Here is a 21,793-nt window from a genome sequence, read left to right on the forward strand (position 1 = left end):
CGAGGTGAACTCATGCCCCATCGGCAGGCCGGCAAAGAATACCCGGGGCTGCTCACCCACTTTGGCCACACCAAAGCTTGGGCGGCGGCTGTGCTGGCCATCAAGGCGTGCAGTCACCTGATCAGACAGGGCGGCAATTTCATTGACCAGCTCTTTGATTTTATCTGACTTGTCAGAGCCATCTAAAGAGGCAACCAGTTCAATCGGGCTTTCCAGACGTTCGAGTAATGTTTTAAGTTGTGCTGAAGTATTTTGGTCTAACATTGCTAACTTCTCCAAAGGAGTCAATATTAAGGAATGAATTGATGATACTGCAAAGCCATTAATAGGTGAAACAATATGTTTTTATAAATACAATCGGTTTTAAGAATTATGATTAAAGAACAGAGCCGGTTTTTCGGGCCTGTTCTGATCTTGTTTTTCATGACTTAGCTGTTTAGGCGGTGTGTAATTCGCTCGGTTCTCAGTTGCAGACGGCGAGACAGTAAATAAAATATCAGGCTTAAAACAGCGCTCATTAAACTTATAGCTATGATTATAATATTTGCCCAATATGAAAGCTGTTGAGCCTGTCTTACCTGTGGCTCAACACTTTGAGCTAACGGTGTTAAAGCCTTTCCATAAACCTGGTGCTGCATGATCCAAAGCTGTTCTGGTTTAAAACCATACTCAATAAAGTCTGGATCAGTCTTCTCTGCTTTGACCAGTTCCACTATATAGGGAATAGCTGTATTTTTATCTGCAGGCTGGTGCAATAAGGCCGTTTGCGCGAGTATATAAGCTTGAACCGGTTTTTCTACATTTTCCTCAGCCAAGTAGTGTGCAATCGCACTATCTTGAATATTACGCTCATAATGTACCAGCTCATGCGCAGCTTCTTTTTCTTCATTGTTTAGGTCATATTGCACATAAGTCAAACCTGACCAGATAATGATAAATGCAATGAGCCATCCAACGAATTTTAAAATAAATGACTGAAAGCGAATATAAAAAAAATGAAATTTTCTGAGAAAATAAACTGTGAAAAATGCACCAAAGAAAGCTGCAAACAGTTTTAAGAATAACCAGCCAAACCATGACAGTAAATTAAAAAAATAATCGTGCTGTGGTGCAAGATCTGTCAGGCTAGCTTCGAGAGTTAAAGGTAAATGTAGTTGTTCTACTTGTTGAGAAAGACCAAAAAAACTATAGATAAAATTCTGCTGTAAAAATATGGCAACCACACTTGCAATAAATAAAGTACTGGTCGTTACGCAAAGCAGCATTACTTTATGCTGACGCTTTTTCAATACCAGCATTCCTGTTTCGATCTGTTTAGAACTCAACGCATATTCATCTAAAGGTGGCAAATAATATCTCCAAAGATTAATCAGGTATACTTAGGCTATTAATATAACAAAAACAGCTTAAGGTTTATTTGTCCCCGAATTTGATTCAAGCACAAGCTGATTCAGATTATCTTGTAACATACGCAAGCGGCTGGTAGCTTCCTGACGTTTTTGCATACCTTCTTTCTGTACCTGAATCACATCATTTACTGTTTTAATGAGGGTATTCTGAACATGTTCAAGGGTTTCAATATCAATGACTGACCGCTGGTTGGCTTTAGCAGTATCTACAGAGTTCTGATGCAAAAGCTCTGCGTTACGGCGTAGTAATTCATTGGTTGCATCATCAATACTATTGGCAAGCTGTACACTATTTTTCTGCTCGTTAAGAGAGATAGCCAAACTAATCTGGTTTTTCCAAGCGGGTAAGGTAATGTTTTTAATGGCATAGAACTTGTCCACCAGCATCAGATTATTGGACTGAATAATCCGGATCATTGGCAAAGTCTGCATAGCAGATTGCTGTAAAACCTGAAGGTCACTGATACGTTTCTCCAGATTATTTGCCAGATGATTTAAATCATAAATCTTTTGTGTAATCGGCTGGTCTTGAGGCTGTTCACTGAGCTTAGCGATTTGCTGCTGAATATCTTGCTGTTTAAGTTTTCCCGCAGCGACATAAATACCCAACTGCCTATACTCATCCTGTACCCCATTAAACATTTTATCCAGTGTATCAACCCGGGCTTTTAGCCCGGTCTGTGAAATTTCAATTTCTTTTACCAGAACATCAATCTGCTCTTTAGTAGTATGAAACTGCTGGTCAAAGTTCTGTTTGGCACCTTTAATCTTACCCAGCAAATTACCCAGAAAACCTGAACTTTTGGGTTTGTTTAAAATGCTGGAAGTATTCAGCTGCTGAGCAACCTGTACTACCTGATTGAGTTTCTGGCCGGTAGCATCAAGGTCTTTGTTCTGGACTAAATCTAGCAATTCATCCGTATAAGAAGAGGTTTTAGTCGCAATATTTTTCCCATATTCAGCGACAGTATGATGACTCATATCATTTAGCTCTTTATGGGCATTCTGGACTTCTGTAAAGTCTGAATCCTTTAACCCTATTTCCTGTAAATTTAGTTGCTGAAAATCCTGCTCCGATAAGTCTCTCGAAGTAACTATCGTTAAATCATTTTTTTCCAGATCGGCCATAATTCACCCTGCTTCGGTTTACTTTAATGTTTCTCTAAAGACTTCTTCAATGTTCTGATCAGATTTTCCCGGCTATTATCCAGCTTCTCTAATTCTGCATCAGAATGCTTTAAATTTGTCTGCTGCACATGGTATTGCCAAGCAGGAATCAGTACTTGCTGAGCTTCCTTAAACCGGTCTAAAAGACTAAAAGAAAGCTGCTGTGAAAGACGTATTTGTGTAATGGCAATATCATTACCTGCCTGTAACATTTGTAATGTATTAATTTTTTTAGATAATCTTTCTGCAAAATTATCTAATGGATGCTGGTTTTTAATAAAGGCTGGATATTCATTAAGAAACTCCTGTGCAGCTACAATATATTTCGCCATTTGTTCCCGTAAACCCAGTAATTGCTGAAAACGCGCCTGTGATTTCTGAATCTCAATCTGTAACTGTTGACTCAAATGATCAGCCTGAGCAAGTAACCGGTCCAGATTTCTATAATATTCCACCTGCCTTGATTGATACTCGATATCAATTCCCAGCCATTTCTGTAATGCATTGAAATTACGTTTTTTCAGATATTTTTTAGAGTCAGCTAAAGCCTGAATCAGCTGTTCAATAGTCTGGCTTAACTGCCGGGTTAATTCAGGGTCTACTCCATTGAGGAGTACGGACTGTGCCTGAACCAGATGCTCGGCATAATGATTTAACCGGTATTGATCATGAATCAGAGGAACCAGATCATTGCGTTTTATGATCAAAGTTTCTTGAGGAGTAACCTCAATCTTGGACAATGGAATGAGTTCTTGGAAATGCTGCATATAGACGCCGGGTATCGCCTCAAACAGTAAAATAGACTGATAATAAAATAACAGAACAATATGAAGTGAAGCTGAAAGCTATATTTTCAATTTAAACCAAATCTTTCAGACTACAAGCCGAAATAGCAGTTTTTACGTTTAAGTTTTGTCATAGTTAATTGAATAACTACAAAGAGTAATGCCGTGAAATTTCACGGCATTTGATCTAACGATAATCACCCTCTCGCTCAGGCTGATACAGTACCTTTTCAATTTTTACTTTCATAAGGTGACCATCAGGTTGCGGCCATTCAATTTCCTGGCCTTCTGCCAGCCCTAAAATAGCAGCACCTATAGGAGCAAGTACATTGACTTGTCCTTTATCACCGCGAAAATCATGCGGATAAACCAGCTGGATTTCAGTCGGTTCAGTTGAAGGGGCTATCGTGATCAGCACTCGGGTATTCATGCTGACCACATTAGCCGGTATTTCATGTGGCTCCACTACTTCAGCCCGAGCAAGTTCATCTTCCAGATGTTCTATAGTCTGAGTCATATGAGATTGATGCTCGAGCATGGTTTCAAGACGATGCAAGTCCTGTGAAGAAATAATAATATTTGGTTTAGCCATATAAACTGACTCCTTCCATTTTAAATAAATATTGCAACGCTATAGATGTATATTTTCTGGTCTAGAAATAATTAATTACTTATCAGAAAAGTATTTTTCCACCCTATTGTTTTTTATAAAACAACAAAAAGCTCCCCTTAAGAGGAGCCACAAAACATATAAAATGTAAAGAATGAAAAAAGTTATCCTTTACTGTATCCAGTTAAATGAAGAACGCTAACCTTTAAACAATAAGTTAAGCCTATTCATAGATGTAACATCTTAAACCAAGTTTCTCAACCATTTAATTTATAGCTTCTCAAATACTGATATAAGTTACCGAAATTAAACTTATACTTTTGGCTTACTATTCCACCACAATCATATATTTTCTTTTATTATTTTCATCCTATACTTTTTTAATCTTCCCCAAAATAAAAATGAATATGAAAGAAAAAATTCTTATGATTGTTTTTTTATCTTTATCAATCGCAGCTTGTCAAAGGCAGCCACAAGAGACAGACACGGCTCAACCATTGAACTCCAGCTCTCCTCTCGCCGCTCAGCTTGATCAGGCAGGTGAGAAAATTGGAAAATATCTGGATCAGTTAGACAATCCTAAGACCTCTCAACAAAAACGGATACAGATTTTATGCAAAGATTACCCTACCGTATATAAAACTGAATATATGCCTGCATTACTCAAACTACATTCAAATGAATATACCCCTGAAGGTTTACTTTTTGATCTGGATATTGTCTTAGACTTTTATAAAAAGGGCGCGAATATAAAATGCTAGACTTTCTATATTGCTCATATTATTTTATTAACCAAGTTATTCTGATTATCTTCTTTTACTAAAATATTGAATACAAATTTTTTATAAACTTTCTTATTAGCAGAAATTCCTCTATTAAAAAATTTTTGATGTGAGCAAAAACAGAACTCATATTTTTACCATACAAAATAAGCCAGTTATCTTAAATATAAAATAGTGCTTTTAACTTTTTTATTCTTGCCTTAAGTTTAAATTGTTAGACAATGTCATTGTCTTAGTAAGCTATTGCTTTATATTGCTATAGACACGGCGTACAACAACAATAAATGGTAGATCATAATGGAATTAGAACTATTAGGTGAGCTATTTGGTGTAGAAATCCACCGACCTCTGCAAAGAGAAGAAATAAGAAAAGCGCTTATAGCCCGAAACGAACTAAGAGATCAATTAAAACAGGAGAAAAATCTTAGTAGCGACCATATTACATTGCAACTTAACGACAAGATTCATGTATTTGCCTACAGACTCGAAGAGAGTGAATCAGAACAATTTTATAATTATTTAAGTGAAGAATGTAAAAAACTAAAGCCCGAACAATATGAGCAGAGTCTTATCTCTACCTCTAATAATACACTTAAAACAGAAATCTCTCCCCTCTCTAGTGAAACTATGGAAGAGAAACAACCCATGATATGGAAATTTTTACCTTGGGTACTCGGAGTGATTTTTTTATTATTACTTTTCTCATTATTCACTTTTAGGTGATATACCTTTATATAGTGAAAGAGATAAGTTTAACTACCAAACAATCTAAGAGAATAAAAATAAAATATTATAAGATTAAAAATTTCTTGCTAAAGCTATTGATCTTTAGATTTTGAATAAGTTTACTTTAAAAATATTATTTATAAATAACTGCTTATGGGTTTATTATAGATATATGAACTTAAAATAAAGCACAGTTTATAACACTAAAAAAGCTCCCACTTATGGGAGCTTTTTTAAAGAAATCACTTACTGAGCATAAACCGGGAATTTAGCGCAAACCGCTTCCACTTTCGCTTTTACATCAGCAATAACATTTTCATCGCCTTTGCTATCTAAAATGTCAGCCATCCAGCCAGCGAGTTCACGCACTTCAGCTTCACCGAAACCACGAGTAGTGACTGCTGGTGTACCTACACGGATACCCGAGGTAACAAATGGAGAACGTGGATCATTTGGCACGGAATTCTTATTCACAGTAATGTGGGCTGCGCCTAACCATGCATCTGCATCTTTACCTGTAATATCCTGTTTAATGAGTGATAACAGGAATAGATGGTTAGATGTACCGCCAGAAACGACATCATAACCACGCTCAATAAACACTTGCGCCATGGTTTGAGCATTTTTAACCACTTGTTGCTGATAGGTTTTAAACTCATCAGACATAGCTTCTTTAAAGCAGATTGCTTTGGCCGCAATCGCATGCATTAATGGACCGCCTTGGTTACCTGGGAATACAGCAGACTGAAGTTTTTTCTCAATCTCTTCATTCGCTTTTGCCAGAATCAGACCAGAACGTGGGCCGCGCAAAGTTTTATGGGTAGTGGTTGTGGTTACATCAGCAATTTGAACCGGGTTCGGGTATACACCTGCTGCCACCAGACCTGCAACGTGGGCCATATCAACAAACAGATAAGCACCAACTTTATCAGCAATTTCACGGAAACGCTGCCAGTCAACGACCAGACTATATGCAGAGAAGCCTGCAACGATCATACGTGGCTTATGCTCTAAAGCCAGACGCTCAACTTCTTCATAGTCGATTTCGCCAGTTTCCGGGTTCAGGCCATATTGCACTGCATTATAGGTTTTACCGGAGAAGCTTACTTTTGCACCATGGGTTAAATGGCCACCATGAGCAAGACTCATACCTAAAACGGTATCGCCCGGATTCAGCAAAGCCAGGTAAACAGCAGAGTTTGCCTGTGAACCTGCATGGGGCTGAACGTTTGCATAGTCAGCACCAAAAAGTTCTTTAGCACGATCAATTGCCAATTGTTCAATAACATCAACATGCTCACAACCACCGTAGTAGCGTTTGCCTGGATAGCCTTCTGCATATTTGTTAGTGAGTTTTGAACCTTGCGCTTCCATAACCGCTGGAGAACAATAGTTTTCAGAAGCAATTAACTCGATGTGCGCTTCTTGGCGCTCACCTTCGGCAGCAATTGCCTGAGCTAATTCCGGATCAAATTCAGCAATAGAGATATTGGCAAACATTAGCGAGGTCCTATTAATTTAGGGCTTTTAAGCCGTGCTAAGATTGGCGCGTATTGTAACATGAAGTTTATTATTAAACAGAATGAACTTTACTCAGTTTTAAATAAAAATGGCTCATATTAAAAAACATGAGTCATCGCTTTAAATTCAGGTTATTGACTTGGCATTAGAGATTTTACATCCGAGATAATATTAGTAATATTCAACCCGTAAACGCTGCCATGATCCCATTTGGCAGTAAGAACGAAGTTCATTTCCACAAGGTTCACCGAGCCCTTCATAGTCAAGTGCTACCAGCATATAATCAGACTGAAGCAGGCCGTTAATCATATTTTTAATAACCGGATTTAGACTACTCCGGCTCGGTGCTTACTGATCAGCCAAACCCGTCGTGCCATGTGCCCATGCAACTAGCGGCTATCCTTTTGCTGGAGGTGTTCCCTCCGGGGTGAAAACTAACGCAGTAGCTTGTGTTCCTTTATTATTAATGCCAAGCATTTTATAAGTCATGACCACGCTTTCACCGGCAATAACCACATCTGTTTTGGTATAGGCTACAGGCGTAGCTAATACCGGGTTATCTATATTATTTACTGGAATGGAAGGAACAGGCGTACTGAAATTCTGGTTATCATTGTCATCACTATCATTACAGCCGTCAAACTGATACTTATTGCAAGTACAGTACAGGTCAATATATGTCTTTTCATTATTTTATATCCTTATTTTAAGTTATTATCATTCACTGATTTTTAGGGTATTCTTTCTTCTTCATGACACCCGTTCCCAATTTCTATAAAAAATAGCAAGAAAATTGTTTAATTATTCTCATATATAAATTTTAGAAACCAGATTGAAGGATTTTTTTCTTCAAAATAAGGTGAATGAAAGTCAAATTATTCTAGAAGCGACGTAATTTGTGGCTCAACTTGATAAATGATGAGCTAAAAACCCTTCAATTAAAGCCCTGACAGGTTTTTAAATTGTCAGAATAGAAATAATAATGTTAGATTTTGACTTTCTCTTTTGTTCAGGCATATTTTTCAACATGCAGGCCATTATTCTCGATACTGAAACACATACACTCAATGGACTACCGATTGAAATTGCCTACGCGCCTGTCCAAATTGCTCAAGGCCGTTTGAGCCTAGACAAAAGTCAGTTATTTGACCAGCTCTACAGTATTGGTGAACAATCAATTTCTTATGCCGCGATGGCAGTACATCATATTCTAGAAACCGATATTGCTGGTCAGCCTCATTATAAGGACTTCAGTTTACCTTCCGAAACTGTCTATATTATCGGTCATAATATTGATTATGATATTCGTACCATTGAAAAATGTGGCATAGACACCTCAAATATTAAAGCTATTTGCACTCTGGCGCTGGCCCGCAAGGTTTGGCCCGATGCTGAGGCACATAACATCTCTGCACTGATTTATATGATCAGTAAAGGAAGTGATAAAGCAAGAGAATTACTCAAAGGTGCTCACCGTGCAGATGCCGATATTATTTTAACTGCAAATATACTCATGCATATTCTTTACCATCTAAATATTCAGAGTATTGAAGAACTTTATACTGCATCAGAAGACGCACGGATACCCCGTATTCTGAATTTTGGCAAACACCGTGGTACCGCAATTAAAGAATTACCTGGCGACTATGTAAACTGGCTGCTACGTCAAGAAGAGCTGGATCCTTATCTACGTAAGGCCCTAGAACAGACCCTAGTTTAGGTGCTGATATTTAAAAACTTATTCATCAAACTTTAATTTTTTTAATGTAGGGTTGCCTTGACTGATTAGGGGAAGTCGGGGCAATGTCTGATTATCAAAAAACACCATTAGGTATAGAAGTTTTAAAAAACAGATCAATTCATCTAAATGTACGCCAGAGACGTTTACTTATTCTGATTGGTACACCAGATTTTGATATACTTACGCCACAATTCAAGCAACGAATTGCAGAACCTGAGGTACTAGACCAGCTTTATAATATGGGACTGATCAGTTTTGAAGGTCAGCAAAAAGAAAAACTCATATCAGCAGACCAATTTGAAATAGAAACAGCCCCGATAATATTAATAAGTAATGACAGGCAAAATGAAATTATATATTCAGAGCGGTCCACTTCTAACGCTAAAATAAATGTTGAGCTCTTAGGGTTTCTAGCTATAAAAGAGTTAATGACGAGTCTGTTAAGACAATATTGTGGCTTAATGGCCAAACAGCTTATTGAACGTATTCAGCAAGCACACCACATTGAACACTTAAAACTTTGTCAGATGCAATGGCTGACGTATCTGCAAGAAAGCCGACTTCCACCATCAGAGCTTAACCGCGCCATGCAACAGATTAATCAGTCTATACAACATTTAAGACAGCATTGAAAATGACTTATTAAATCAGTCATTTTTACAGGTCAAAGATGACTGATTACCCTATATTCATTCCTTAGTTCGTAATTTTAAAATATATTTACAGACGATTTTTTAGTTTATTTTTTACTCTTACTTGCTGCTATCGAATAGCTCAAATTAGATTAACTCATGAAATAATACATCGAATATTTGTGAAAATAATAAATATGCCAATACCATCTATGATCTTGGTTGAGTAAGGTATCAAGACATCTTCATACAACACAGAATGCTATGATAACTTTTTCACCTAAGCTCCCTTATAAGATTTAAAATTCTCAAAAATAGGATTCTGGATATACGCTCGCTTCCCTGCATACCCTAAATAAAAAGATTCCGCATAATTTCTATCTAAAGCTAAAAATACTCGTGATATAACGTCATTTTCAGCATTAATAACATATTAATTTTTTTCAATATCTTAAGCAACTTATTTACTTTTAACTTAAAAATTAAAATTAACGATTGCACTATACAATAAAAAAATTATGCAAATTAAGCTGGATAAAATACAACCTAAATAATTTTTTAGAAGACTATCTACTCTAATATTATATTGAGATTTAAATTCGAATCCATAAGATGGAATTGCTTTTGAAAAGGTATAATTTGGATTTAGCTCCAATTTTTTACTATTTGAGTTTGTGACTTCTTCTAGAAAAAACCTGTAAAAGCGGGCTGCCTCTTCCCTTTCTAAGCGATGAGCAAATACATGGATCTGTCTGTCTAGCTGTAAATGAACTTCATAAAGTGATTTATACTTATCACGGACTAAATATTCTGCCAGAGCATTTTTTGCTTGTATTAAGGCTTTCACCTCAATACGTGAAATAGGTAAATAAATATTTACACCAAACAATTCACCTGCTAAGCCTTTTTGCATGAAGAATGCCCCTTTTTTCAGGAGGGCTATAATATCAATTAAATATAATACAAGACATAAAAAGTCTTAATTAGTTCTACTACTATGACCTGATGTAAAAACTTAGGGTTTAAAATTGAAAAAACCTCTGATTAAGAGGTTTAATTTATTAAAAAATTTTTGATCTGACAGAATCTCCTGCCAAGTCTCCGTAAAGGCAAAAAATCAGAGTCAATATCACTACAATTGCGATAAATGATAGCCATCTCAAGATTCTCATGACAGCTCCTCATAATTTTATGAGTTTCACTTTTATCAATACAGATATATTTTTAATAATACAATTACTGTGCCTTGTAATAGGTATCAAAGTATTACTTAAACTCTGTGATTCTAGTGGAATGGAAGAAATTTTCTATCTTTATAATCTAATTGTAGCCTGACAATATTCAGTCTTCAGATAATATTATATATAGAATATATGTAGTTTAGTGAGATACCTTGTGTTTTCTATCATACTGGTTATTATAGTTATTTTAGCTTTTTTATTTATTATACAACACTACTTTATAGATAGTCCCAACCTAAACACAGCAGAACAAATATTCTTAATTATTCTTTTTGCTGTGCTGGTTGCTATATTGCGTGGTTTTATTCTTCATAAGAAAAATTTTATATGATTGCATGGCAAAAATACCGTTATATATAGTATATAAGCCATCATTTCGGCTGTTCATAGTCATTCTTCTTAATAAGCCTTATCTAGCGAGGTTTATAGGATGTTATCGATTCTTATCATATATAAAAATGGTGCGCTCGGCGGGAATCGAACCCACGACCCCAGGCTTCGGAAACCTGTACTCTATCCAACTGAGCTACGAACGCGCGATGCACATCATAACAAAAAAATGAGCAAGGTAAAGTACATAAATGCAGATAAACACCACTGATGCTTACGCTTTAAGCAAATTTTAATCTCTAGCTTGCCGATTACCATTAATGTACTTGGTTTATTGAAGCAGATCGCTCAGAATATCTTTTCTATTCACCATGCGAGAAATTCATGACTGATGCATTGACGCTAAGGGATTTGTCCAAAACCTATCAAAATGGTTTTCAAGCTCTCAAAGGAATTAATCTGACTGTACCGGAAGGAGAGTTCTATGCACTTTTAGGGCCCAATGGTGCAGGCAAGTCTACAACGATCAGTATCATCAGCTCACTGGCTAAAAAAACCTCCGGAACTGTAGAAATCTTTGGCTACAATTTAGACATCCATCCTTCTGAGGCCAAACAATGCCTAGGAGTCGTGCCACAAGAGTTCAACTTCGGTCATTTTGAAAAAACCTTTGATATTCTGGTCACTCAAGCTGGCTATTACGGTATTCCTAAAAAGCTGGCAGAACAACGGGCAGAACAATATCTGGAAAAGCTTGGCCTTTGGGACAAGCGTCATGTTCAGGCCCGTATGCTTTCTGGTGGTATGAAACGCCGTCTCATGATTGCACGAGCCATGATGCATGAACCAAAGTTACTTATTCTGGATGAGCCCACTGCTGGGGTCGATATCGAACTGCGCCGTTCAATGTGGGATTTCCTGACAGAAATGAATGCCAAGGGTACCTCAATTATTCTGACAACTCATTATCTGGAAGAAGCCGAGATGCTCTGTCGCCGGATCGCGATTATTGATCGTGGCGTAATTAAAGAAGATACCACTATGAAGGATTTTCTTAATCAATTAAATGAGGAATCCTTCATTTTTGATCTGGCTGAACCTATTGAACCTTTGCATCTGAATATTATTGGCGTTAATTTTAATCTGATTGATCCAATGACTCTAGAAGTAACAATGGATAAAGCCCATTCTTTAAATGATCTGTTTCAGCTCATGCAGGCACAGAATATTCAGGTACGCAGTATGCGCAACAAATCGAACCGTCTCGAAGAGCTTTTCGTAAAAATGGTCGAAAAAAATCTGGATGGAGCGACAACATGAAACTAGGTCAATTACAAACTGCACTTGGAACTTTAGTTCGCAAAGAAATCCGACGTTTCATGCGGATCTGGCCCCAGACCTTGCTTCCACCTGCGATCACTATGAGCCTTTATTTTGTAATCTTTGGCAATCTGGTCGGTTCACGTATTGGAGAGATGGGCGGCGTAAGCTATATGCAGTTTATTGTCCCCGGCCTGATTATGATGGCGGTAATTACTAATAGTTATGCCAATGTATCCAGTAGTTTTTTTAGTGCCAAGTTTCAAAAAAGTATTGAAGAACTCATTATGAGTCCAATGCCTCTGCATTTGATTTTATGGGGCTATGTGATTGGCGGAGTATGTCGCGGTGTACTGGTTGGTATTATAGTGACAGCGATGAGTCTGTTTTTTACTGATCTGCATATCACTAACTGGTTTGTGACCATATTTACCGTGATTGTTACCTCCCTGCTCTTCTCTCTGGGCGGTTTTATCAATGCTGTTTATGCTAAATCTTTCGATGATATTTCAATTATCCCAACATTTGTATTAACACCACTTACCTACTTAGGGGGAGTGTTCTATGCGATCAGTTCATTAAGCCCATTTTGGCAGAACCTCTCTCTGATCAATCCGATCGTATATATGGTGAATGCTTTCCGTTTCGGAATTTTAGGCCATAGTGATGTAAACGTTTCAGTTTCTCTTGTGGTAGTTACATTATTCTGCGCAGTGTTTTATGGCATTGCATACTATCTATTGTCTCGTGGTTCAGGAATGCGTGAATGAGTGTAGAGCAGTCTTTATTGGGTAAAGACACCAGTTATCCAAACCAGTATCAACCTGATATTCTTTTTCCTATTGCACGCGCGCAGTCTCGCGCTGACTATGCCCATATAGAAGGTATTCAGCAAGGTAAAGACTGGTGGCATATTTTTGAAATTTCATGGTTAAACAGCCACGGTATACCACAAGTCGCTATTGGACGTATGAGCTTACCCGCTTCTTCGCCTCATCTTATTGAATCCAAATCTTTAAAACTCTACTTTAACAGCCTGAATTTTCATCGGTTTGAAACTCGGGCTATTTTCATAGAGATTGTAGAGAAAGATTTATCTCAGGCTGCAGGTGCAGCAGTAAAACTAGAGCTCTTTCAGGTGGATGCCCTTGAAATTAGTCAACCGCAGGGTATCTGCATTGATGATTTGACACCCCAGCAGTTGAAGAATCATCCGGATGCAGGTTTGCTGCAATATGCAGATGACCATGAAGAAGGAGAAATCCAGCTATATTCGCATCTGCTACGCAGTAACTGTCCAGTGACTGGCCAGCCAGATTGGGGAACGGTTTTTATTCGCTATCAAGGTAAAAAACCTTGTTATCGTAGTGTGTTAGCTTATATTATTTCTTACCGTCAACATAATGGCTTTCATGAACAATGTGTGGAGCAAATGTTTGCAGATATATGGCAACATTTACAGCCGGAAAAGTTGATGGTGTATGCAACTTATACACGACGTGGTGGGCTGGATATTAATCCATGTCGTGTATCAGATTTAACCTGGATGCCAAACCCGATCCGATTGGCGCGACAATAAAACGAAAAATACCGAGGTTTTAATCATGCCATTTTTTGGTTTTACCCCGTCTGAGTCTTTACTGAACAATCTTCAGACATCAGTTGAAAAAAAGAATTCAAAGGAGCCGCTTTATCCTCTTCGGGATAAAATCGCTTTACAAATCAATGATGAAATTATTGATGCTATTTTAACCGAACTGGTACGCCGTTTCCCTGCCAGTGACAAACGTGATACAGCAGAGAAACTTGCAGGTTATATTAAGTCAACTGTGGCTGTCTTATTGAAACAACTATTAAATAAAGCACCAAATGAAGTAGTTCAGCAGTCAATTGAATTCTCTGAACGTAGCATGTTTAAAGGTCCGGATAACCAATATAGAGTAGGTGAACCACTGGATGCCAGTCTGGTCACTAACCTTAAGCATAATTTTGCTGAAATTAAGGCGGGCAATAAAGTAGACCGTGCAGTGCTGGCCGAGCTTTATAAACAGTTCGGTGACGCAACCATCCGTCACTTTATGAGCGATTTCAACAAAACACTTGATCTGGGCATGATTAAACGTAAAGCTGCTAATATCGGAGCGGCAGCGGTCACTAAAGCAGTGCATATCGCTATCGACAAGCTTATCCCAAATCTGACTAAAGATGAGTTAATGGTACTTGCAGAATATCACGATACTTTATTCTTCCATTAATATTTAACTTATTCATCAGTTTATATTAAGACTGATCAGATAGTCTTGAGATTAAAATATCAGAATCGGAAACCTGGCTAATGCCAGGTTTTTTTATTGCAAAGTTTGCATAGCGATTGTCTTGTGCAAGCTTTGTGTTAGCATGCGGCATGCATTAATTTAGCCTGTTTTCAAACCTACATGTCTCCAAGCTCTCAATATAAATTCCTGCGTCAAGCTCCTCGTGATGGGCTGAGTACAGCCATGCAACCGTCTCGCTGGCAGCGGCTGCATATTGATCCGTGGTTATGCCTTTTTCTGTTTCTCAATGCCTTATTAGGCTTAACTGTACTATATAGTGCTTCTGCGCAAGATGTTGGTCTAGTTAGCAAGCAGGCCATGAGCTTCGGTATTGGCTTTATTGTCATGTTTACACTTGCCCAGATTCCGCCCAAGGTTTATCAGGCGTTTTCGCCATATTTTTATATCTTTGGTGTATTAGCGCTGTTATCAGTCATGATATTTGGCGAAGTGCGCATGGGTGCACAGCGCTGGATTGATATTCCTGGTTTTGGCAGTGTACAGCCCAGCGAGTTTATGAAGATTGGTATGCCAATGATGATTGCCTGGTTTTTATCACGCCATCCTCTTCCTCCAAGCTTTAAAAACGTCATTATTTCTCTGGTTCTTATTATTGTTCCATTTTTACTCATTGCAGAGCAGCCAGATTTAGGGACATCATTACTGATTCTTGCCAGCGGTCTCTTTGTCCTGTTTTTAAGTGGCCTCTCCTGGAAGCTCATTGGAGCTGCTATAGGCCTCATGTGCATGATTATTCCCCTAGCATGGCAGTTTCTTCTGCATGACTATCAGCGGCAACGTGTACTCACCTTGCTGAATCCGGAAGCAGACGCTTTAGGAACAGGCTGGAATATTATCCAATCTAAAACAGCAATTGGTTCAGGTGGATTTTTTGGTAAGGGCTTTTTACAAGGTACCCAGTCCCATTTACATTTTTTACCTGAAGGCCATACTGATTTTATTATTGCAGCTTATTCTGAAGAGTTTGGTTTAATTGGAGTTCTCATCCTTATTACTCTTTATTTTGCGATTATTTTCAGGGTATTACAGATCGGCCTCAACTGTTTTCATAATTATGGACGTCTTGTAGCCGGAACACTGGGTTTGTCATTTTTTGTTTATGTGTTTGTTAATGCCGGCATGGTCAGTGGTATTTTACCTGTAGTTGGCGTACCTCTACCTTTTATGAGTTATGGTGGTACCGCCATCATTACTTTAATGGCCACTTTTGGTTTGGTCATGTCTATTCATACGCATCGATAGTTGAGATTTAAGAGCCAATGATTAGTTTAAATATTTATAAAAAATTCAAGCAATTTAGTATAGGTTTGAGTGCTGCCGGTATTGTCGCTTTCTCTCAGGCAAATGATTTTATTACTCACCCTAATTATGAAGCATTTAAAACTAAAACTATGCAAAATTATGGTCTGACTGCACAGCAGGTAGACTGGGCCATGCAGGGCAGTAAAAATTTACCAAACATTGTTAACATCATGAATCGTCCTGGGGAAAGTAAACCTTGGTATGAATATAAAACTAATTTCATGTCAGCAGGTACAATTAACCGCGGAGTTACTTTTAAAAACCAGTATGCAGATGCTTTAAACCGGGCTGAACAGCAGTTTGGAGTCTCTAAGGCAGTGATTTTAGGTATTTTAGGAGTAGAGACTGGTTATGGTGCCAATAAAGGTTCCTTCGTCACGCGTGATGCACTAGCTACATTGGCCTTCGGTTATCCACGCCGCGCTGAATATTTTAGCGATGAATTAGGCGCTTTAATTGCCTGGACCTATAAAGAAGACTATCCAACCAGCAGCATTATTGGCTCATATGCAGGCGCAATTGGCTATCCGCAATTCATGCCGAGTAATATTACTAAACTGGGTATAGATTACGATGGCAACGGTCATATTGATCTCAGAAACTCAGCAGTAGACGCTATCGGTTCTATTGCTAACTACTTAGCTCATCATGGTTGGCAACGCGACCAGCCTATCGGTTTTGCTGCACGATACACCGGTTCAAATCCAGACAGTATTATTGCGACTGATCTTACCCAGCCTGTACCTTATGGAGCTTTGAAAAATAAAGGAATTAGCCCACTTAATCCTTTAGTAAAAATTGATGATCTGGATATGGTTAATATCATTCAACTTCAAGATTCATATGGTCCGGTTTACTATATTACCTACCCGAATTTTCAGGTTATTACTACCTATAATAAGAGCCGGATGTATGCCACTGCTGTATGGCAATTAGGGACAGAAGTAGCCGATCATTAAACCAAATATTTACCCATTATTTTAAAAGTCAACAATTATTTATAGATAAAAGGCTATTAATTCTACTTTTTAAATCAAATGTTACAATATTGATTATTTTTTAATCTATATTTGTGAGATTTTGTCCTTTTTGTAAATATTTCTCGTTAAAGACTAGACACTTTTGGTGACACATGAATATTATCCCCCATCGTCAAATGCAGTAACACAAACGAACATTTGGATACATGTGCTGGTTTACTGGAGTTTTATCAGCAAAGCAGCACTGATCTTTAGGAGTTTATGAATGCCCACTTCGCTAAAATATATACTTGCGTTAACTATCGGTCTGACCGTAACGCAGTCTCAAGCAGAAATGGTACAGGCTTCGTCATTGAGCAATGATAATGACAATTTAAATCTTGCAGCCCGTGTTTTAAACCGTGATGCACAAGGCTTTAACTCTCACTTTTCAAACCTTAACAGTCTTTCAATCACTGAGCGTACCGGTGATAAAATTCGCCGCCAGACTATTGCAGCGAAAATTGAAATCCCTGAAGAAGAACCTTCAGTGATTGAAAAATTGAATACCGTAGCGTCTAATACTGTTCGTAAGTTCAGCCAGACCGGCGTAGCATCTTGGTATGGACGTCAATTCCATGGCCGCAAGACTGCAAGCGGTGAAACATTTGATATGAATGCCATGACAGCAGCTCATCGCAGCCTGCCACTAAACTGTTATATTCGCGTAACCAACCGCTCTAATGGTAAAAGTGTAATTGTTAAAGTTAATGATCGTGGACCTTTCCATGGTAACCGTGTACTTGACTTGTCGTATGGCGCTGCCAAAAGTATTGGTGTAACTAATGCCGGTACGGCGAAAGTAAGTATTGAACGTGTAGATGGTCCTAACTCTTAAATCTGTCTTACTGCATAAGAAGATTAAAAGCCACAATTAGTGGCTTTTGTTTTTATAGTTTCTTCTAAACTTTACTAACTTCCATTTCTCTGCTTAAAACTCCTTCCAATTTTTAAAATACCTGGTTAGCAATTTTTATGGGTCTGTATCAAAAATAGCCTTATTTATCTTTAAATACTCCCCTGTCAGAAAACTTTGACGCATTCTGTCTTTTTGATTTATATTCTGTTTATATTTTAAGACTAATAAAAATCACACAAGGAGTGGATAATGAAGACAGTGGAAGAATGGTTTGAAGAATATTCTGAAAGCCACCAGAATAAAACCAATAAAGCGATTCACTGGATTTGTGTTCCAACTATCCTATTTTCAATTATCGGGATCATCGCACACTTCAGCACCCTGCTTGCGACTCTGCTCGTAGTTTTAACTATAATTTTCTATGCCCGTCTTGACTTGGTACTAGCTGTAGCAATGGCAGCGTTAATTCTGGTTATGGGTTGGCTTATTTATACCTTGCCATTAGGAATAGGCTTTTATATTGGAGTTTTTGTTCTGGCATGGATTGGCCAGTTTTATGGACATAAAGTTGAGGGTAAAAAGCCTTCTTTTTTAAAAGACCTCCAGTTTCTCCTGATTGGCCCCGTATGGTGCATGGATGCTTATTTAGGTAAATTCCTACCTAAGTGGAAAACACGGCATAGAGCGCTTACTAGCGCTTAATAAGCCATATCATCGTTTAAATTATTCGAAAACTGCATTCCAATTGGTTATTCCTTTACTTTAGCAAGCTAAACATAAAACCACTCAAGAATATTGAGTTTTATAAATACAAAAAAGCCCTCAAACTGAGGGCTTTTTTACGACCTGCTGATTCAATATTATTGAGCAGCAGCCTGAGCAGCAGCAACTTCTTCAGCGAAGCTCATTTCTGCTTTTTTCTCGATACCTTCACCCACTTCGAAACGTACGAATTGAGCTACAGTTGTACCAGTCACCTTAAGTACTTCAGCAACTTTCTTGTCGTTGTCAATTACGTACATTTGACGCTCAAGTACAACTTCATTCAGATATTTATCTACTGAACCAGATACCATTTTTTCAACGATATTGGCTGGTTTACCAGATTCGATTGCTTTTGCTTCAGCGATTTCTTTTTCTTTCGCTACAAGCTCAGCAGGAACCTGTTCAGCAGTTACAGCAACTGGATTGAATGCAGCAACGTGCATTGCAATACCTTTACCTGTATCAGCATCACCAGTGTAAGCTACAACAACACCAATTTTCAGACCGTGTTTATAAACTGCAAGGTTTTCACCTTCAACAATCGCAGCACGACGAACCTGAATGTTTTCACCAATTTTCTGAACAAGTGCAATACGTGCTTCTTCAACAGTAGCACCATCTTCAAGCTTGAGTTCAGCAATTTTAGCAACATCAGTTTCATTTGCAGCTAGCGCAGCAGCAGCAACTTTTGCAGAGAAGCCAGCAAAGTTTTCGTCTTTAGCAACAAAGTCAGTCTGACAGTTTACTTCTACAAGAATTGCCTTATTGCCTTCCTGAACAATCGTAATCGCGCCATCAGCTGCAATATTACCCGCTTTTTTAGCTGCTTTTGCTTGACCAGATTTACGAAGGTTATCAATCGCAAGTTCGATATCACCATCAGCTTCTGTTAAAGCTTTTTTACATTCCATCATTGCAAGGCCAGTACGGTCGCGCAATTCTTTAACCATGCTTGCAGTAACAGCAGTCATGTTAATCTCCTAAATTCGGTGGTAGAAAACAAATTCTTTTAGAACAGAAACGGCCCAGAGGATTCTCATGGGCCGCCTGCATACTTAACGCTTACTTTGCCACCATCACATGTCGCAAAAATGACAAGCTAGCGTCAAACGCATTAAGCCTCAGAAGCTGGAGCTTCTTCTGCTTTAGCTTGTGCATTTGCTTGTGATTGAGCGTATTCTTTACCAGCAATAATCGCGTCAGCCATAGCAGAAGCATAAAGAGTTACTGCGCGGATCGCGTCATCATTACCCGGAATAACGTAGTCTACGTTGTCTGGATTAGAGTTTGTATCTACGATACCGATTACAGGAATACCCAGGTTCTTAGCTTCTTTAATAGCAATTGCTTCGTGATCAACATCGATTACGAATAATGCGTCAGGTAAGCCACCCATGTTTTTCACGCCGCCCAAAGAACGCTCAAGTTTTTCCATCTCACGTGCACGCTCAAGAGCTTCACGTTTAGTCAGCTTAGCAAAAGTACCGTCCTGAGACTGAGTTTGAAGATCTTTCAAACGGTTGATTGATTGACGAAGAGTTTTCCAATTCGTCAACATACCACCTAACCAGCGATGATCTACATATGGTTGACCAGCGCGTTGAGCTTGTTCACGGATGATGTTAGAAGCAGCACGTTTAGTACCAACGAACAAAACTTTATTCTTTTTACTTGCTAACTGGTTAGCAAAGTTCAAAGCATCATTTAGCGCAGGAACAGTATGCTCAAGGTTGATGATGTGAATTTTGTTACGCGCGCCAAAGATATATTGACGCATTTTTGGGTTCCAGAAACGAGTTTGGTGACCAAAGTGTGCGCCAGCTGTAAGAAGGTCGCGCATGCTTACGTTGTAATCTGCCATTTTCTTTACCTTAAAGTTTGGGTTAGGCCTCCATATGTCCGCATTCTCCACCCCGCAGGGCACCCAGAGCAATGTGACGACATATGTGCGGATTTTTCCGTTTTTAAACGGTTTTCATGTATCTAGAGATCACAAAAAACCATTTGATAAAACGGGCGGCTATTTATACCATAGACACTTACAAATTACCAAAAGTTTTTAGTGATCATGAACAGTACTTATTCAGCTCCTGCCCGTTTAATAAAAACCCCTGAAGAGATTGAAAAAATGCGTATTGCGGGGCGTTTGGCGGCAGAAGTACTCGATATGATTAAGCCCTATATTAAACCTGGAGTCAGCACATTAGAACTAGACACGATTTGTCATGATTATATAGTGAATGTGCAACAGGCCATCCCTGCCTGTTTAGGTTATGGGGCTGCGCCAGGGCGCGCAGCGTTTCAACATACAATCTGTACTTCAGTAAACCACGTGGTATGTCATGGTATTCCCTCAGAAGCTAAAATTCTCAAGAAGGGTGATATCCTCAATATCGATGTAACTGTTATTAAAGATGGTTATCATGGCGATACTAACATGATGTATATCGTAGGTGGCGAAACCTCTATTCTTGCAAATCGCCTGTGTAAAGTTGCTCAGGAAGCAATGTATCGTGGGATGGAAACAGTTAAGGCAGGGTCATATGTGGGTGATATTGGCTATGCAATTCAAAAATATGTAGAGTCCGAGCGCTTTAGTGTAGTACGGGAATATTGCGGTCATGGTATCGGCACAGTATTTCATGATGAGCCACAAATCTTGCATTATGGCCAGAAGAGTACTGGCATGCGTTTGGAAGCCGGTATGACTTTTACCATTGAACCCATGGTAAATGCCGGAGTATGGCAGACTAAACTATTAGGAGATAAATGGACAGTGGTTACTAAGGATCATAAACTTTCTGCTCAATATGAACATACAATTTTAGTAACTGAAACAGGCATTGAAGTTTTAACAGCACGCTCGGAAGAAGATCTTTCTCGCTTTCAACGTTAATTAAAATTTCTCTGTACACGACAAATTTCACAGAACCCTTATCCTATCAGGGTTCTGCCTTCTTAAAATTGCCAAAATTTCCTTAAACTCTTCTTTTTTCCCAAAACCAATTAAACGCTGAATCGCCATTTGAACATAGTCTAAACCATAGCGAAATAAACTCATTGAGAGTCGTCCATGCTTCTTTATTTTTATCGCTTTTTTTTGATCATGTTGCCATTCACCCGTTAAGTAACACCAACAGAAGCTTATAGCTAACACCGCAATCAATTTTTTCACTCGTCTAGGGTCTGTCAAGCGCGTATTTTCAAGATTAAACCCGCGTCCTTTGAGACAACTGAATAAGGTTTCA

General features: G+C 38.5%; 22 protein-coding genes, 1 tRNA gene and 2 pseudogenes. 13 read left to right on the top strand and 12 right to left on the bottom strand.

From position 1 onward, the window contains the following. The 5 genes and pseudogenes from N518_RS0113545 to rnk all read right to left on the bottom strand — a co-directional run. Positions 1–264 (bottom strand): annotated as a pseudogene (locus N518_RS0113545) (alkyl hydroperoxide reductase subunit F); the annotation flags it as partial. A 164-nt stretch (positions 265–428) separates the two neighbouring features. Beyond that, on the bottom strand, positions 429–1,349 hold the full coding sequence (locus N518_RS0113550) for a hypothetical protein (protein ID WP_005026745.1): 921 nt from the start codon (positions 1,347–1,349) through the stop codon (positions 429–431). A gap of 57 nt (positions 1,350–1,406) precedes the next feature. Continuing rightward, entirely contained in the window at positions 1,407–2,537 is a 1,131-nt protein-coding gene (locus N518_RS0113555) for a toxic anion resistance protein (RefSeq protein ID WP_005019543.1), read from the bottom strand. A gap of 23 nt (positions 2,538–2,560) precedes the next feature. Beyond that, positions 2,561–3,343 (bottom strand): hypothetical protein, encoded by a 783-nt coding sequence (locus N518_RS0113560; RefSeq protein ID WP_005026748.1) that lies wholly within the window; start codon positions 3,341–3,343, stop codon positions 2,561–2,563. 205 nt (positions 3,344–3,548) lie between these two features. Beyond that, positions 3,549–3,953 carry a nucleoside diphosphate kinase regulator gene (rnk, locus tag N518_RS0113565; protein ID WP_005019540.1) on the bottom strand — a complete coding sequence of 135 codons (405 nt, stop codon included), beginning with the start codon at positions 3,951–3,953 and terminating at the stop codon, positions 3,549–3,551. A gap of 419 nt (positions 3,954–4,372) precedes the next feature. Between rnk and N518_RS0113570 the strand changes: the two genes are divergently transcribed. Then, entirely contained in the window at positions 4,373–4,732 is a 360-nt protein-coding gene (locus N518_RS0113570) for a hypothetical protein (protein ID WP_005026751.1), read from the top strand. A 318-nt stretch (positions 4,733–5,050) separates the two neighbouring features. Further along, complete coding sequence (locus tag N518_RS0113575) at positions 5,051–5,476, top strand: hypothetical protein (protein ID WP_005026752.1); 426 nt, start codon at positions 5,051–5,053, stop codon at positions 5,474–5,476. A gap of 249 nt (positions 5,477–5,725) precedes the next feature. Here N518_RS0113575 and glyA read toward each other — a convergent pair whose 3' ends face one another. Both glyA and N518_RS17540 read right to left on the bottom strand, forming a co-directional pair. After that, entirely contained in the window at positions 5,726–6,979 is a 1,254-nt protein-coding gene (glyA, locus tag N518_RS0113580; RefSeq protein WP_005019534.1) for a serine hydroxymethyltransferase, read from the bottom strand. A gap of 192 nt (positions 6,980–7,171) precedes the next feature. After that, positions 7,172–7,309, bottom strand: coding sequence for a hypothetical protein (locus tag N518_RS17540; protein WP_010700292.1), 138 nt, complete (start codon positions 7,307–7,309; stop codon positions 7,172–7,174). A 718-nt stretch (positions 7,310–8,027) separates the two neighbouring features. Between N518_RS17540 and N518_RS0113590 the strand changes: the two genes are divergently transcribed. After that, the gene (locus N518_RS0113590) at positions 8,028–8,720 is read left to right on the top strand and encodes a DNA exonuclease (protein WP_005026754.1); all 693 of its coding nucleotides are present in this window, start codon (positions 8,028–8,030) and stop codon (positions 8,718–8,720) included. Positions 8,721–8,803: 83 nt separating this feature from the next. Beyond that, complete coding sequence (locus N518_RS0113595; RefSeq protein WP_005026756.1) at positions 8,804–9,373, top strand: hypothetical protein; 570 nt, start codon at positions 8,804–8,806, stop codon at positions 9,371–9,373. Between the two features lie 475 nt (positions 9,374–9,848). Here N518_RS0113595 and N518_RS0113600 read toward each other — a convergent pair whose 3' ends face one another. Together N518_RS0113600 and N518_RS0113605 are read right to left on the bottom strand one after the other, a co-directional pair. Continuing rightward, positions 9,849–10,286, bottom strand: a complete 438-nt coding sequence (locus N518_RS0113600; RefSeq protein ID WP_005026758.1) for a hypothetical protein — start codon at positions 10,284–10,286, stop codon at positions 9,849–9,851. 787 nt (positions 10,287–11,073) lie between these two features. After that, a tRNA-Arg gene (locus tag N518_RS0113605) sits at positions 11,074–11,150 on the bottom strand. Positions 11,151–11,328: 178 nt separating this feature from the next. Here N518_RS0113605 and N518_RS0113610 point away from each other — a divergent pair. From N518_RS0113610 to N518_RS0113650, 8 genes are all read left to right on the top strand, one after another. After that, positions 11,329–12,264 carry an ABC transporter ATP-binding protein gene (locus N518_RS0113610; protein ID WP_005026918.1) on the top strand — a complete coding sequence of 312 codons (936 nt, stop codon included), beginning with the start codon at positions 11,329–11,331 and terminating at the stop codon, positions 12,262–12,264. After that, positions 12,261–13,034: an ABC transporter permease gene (locus tag N518_RS0113615; protein WP_005026920.1), complete on the top strand. Its 774-nt coding sequence runs from the start codon at positions 12,261–12,263 to the stop codon at positions 13,032–13,034. Before N518_RS0113610 ends, N518_RS0113615 begins: the two co-directional genes overlap by 4 nt. Beyond that, positions 13,031–13,843: an NADPH-dependent 7-cyano-7-deazaguanine reductase QueF gene (gene queF, locus N518_RS0113620; RefSeq protein ID WP_005026922.1), complete on the top strand. Its 813-nt coding sequence runs from the start codon at positions 13,031–13,033 to the stop codon at positions 13,841–13,843. Before N518_RS0113615 ends, queF begins: the two co-directional genes overlap by 4 nt. A 25-nt stretch (positions 13,844–13,868) precedes the next feature. Continuing rightward, on the top strand, positions 13,869–14,519 hold the full coding sequence (locus tag N518_RS0113625; protein WP_005026924.1) for a hypothetical protein: 651 nt from the start codon (positions 13,869–13,871) through the stop codon (positions 14,517–14,519). 180 nt (positions 14,520–14,699) lie between these two features. Then, positions 14,700–15,842 carry a rod shape-determining protein RodA gene (rodA, locus tag N518_RS0113635; RefSeq protein WP_005019443.1) on the top strand — a complete coding sequence of 381 codons (1,143 nt, stop codon included), beginning with the start codon at positions 14,700–14,702 and terminating at the stop codon, positions 15,840–15,842. Between the two features lie 17 nt (positions 15,843–15,859). Then, on the top strand, positions 15,860–16,861 hold the full coding sequence (gene mltB, locus N518_RS0113640; protein WP_005026928.1) for a lytic murein transglycosylase B: 1,002 nt from the start codon (positions 15,860–15,862) through the stop codon (positions 16,859–16,861). 286 nt (positions 16,862–17,147) lie between these two features. Then, the gene (locus tag N518_RS0113645; protein WP_005019438.1) at positions 17,148–17,759 is read left to right on the top strand and encodes a septal ring lytic transglycosylase RlpA family protein; all 612 of its coding nucleotides are present in this window, start codon (positions 17,148–17,150) and stop codon (positions 17,757–17,759) included. A gap of 270 nt (positions 17,760–18,029) precedes the next feature. Next, the gene (locus tag N518_RS0113650; protein WP_005026930.1) at positions 18,030–18,482 is read left to right on the top strand and encodes a DUF962 domain-containing protein; all 453 of its coding nucleotides are present in this window, start codon (positions 18,030–18,032) and stop codon (positions 18,480–18,482) included. 158 nt (positions 18,483–18,640) lie between these two features. Here N518_RS0113650 and tsf read toward each other — a convergent pair whose 3' ends face one another. Both tsf and rpsB read right to left on the bottom strand, forming a co-directional pair. Continuing rightward, positions 18,641–19,516 (bottom strand): translation elongation factor Ts, encoded by an 876-nt coding sequence (gene tsf, locus N518_RS0113655; RefSeq protein ID WP_005026932.1) that lies wholly within the window; start codon positions 19,514–19,516, stop codon positions 18,641–18,643. A 143-nt stretch (positions 19,517–19,659) separates the two neighbouring features. Then, positions 19,660–20,406, bottom strand: a complete 747-nt coding sequence (gene rpsB, locus N518_RS0113660) for a 30S ribosomal protein S2 (RefSeq protein ID WP_005019432.1) — start codon at positions 20,404–20,406, stop codon at positions 19,660–19,662. A gap of 207 nt (positions 20,407–20,613) precedes the next feature. On the opposite strand from rpsB, the gene map reads away from it, so the two are divergent. Beyond that, a complete protein-coding gene (map, locus tag N518_RS0113665; protein WP_005026935.1) occupies positions 20,614–21,441 on the top strand; it encodes a type I methionyl aminopeptidase in 828 nt (275 codons plus the stop codon). Between the two features lie 27 nt (positions 21,442–21,468). Here map and N518_RS0113670 read toward each other — a convergent pair. Continuing rightward, positions 21,469–21,793: pseudogene (locus tag N518_RS0113670) on the bottom strand (IS4 family transposase); the annotation flags it as partial.

It is taken from the genome of Acinetobacter sp. UNC436CL71CviS28, assembly GCF_000620525.1.
Lineage (GTDB): Bacteria > Pseudomonadota > Gammaproteobacteria > Pseudomonadales > Moraxellaceae > Acinetobacter > Acinetobacter radioresistens.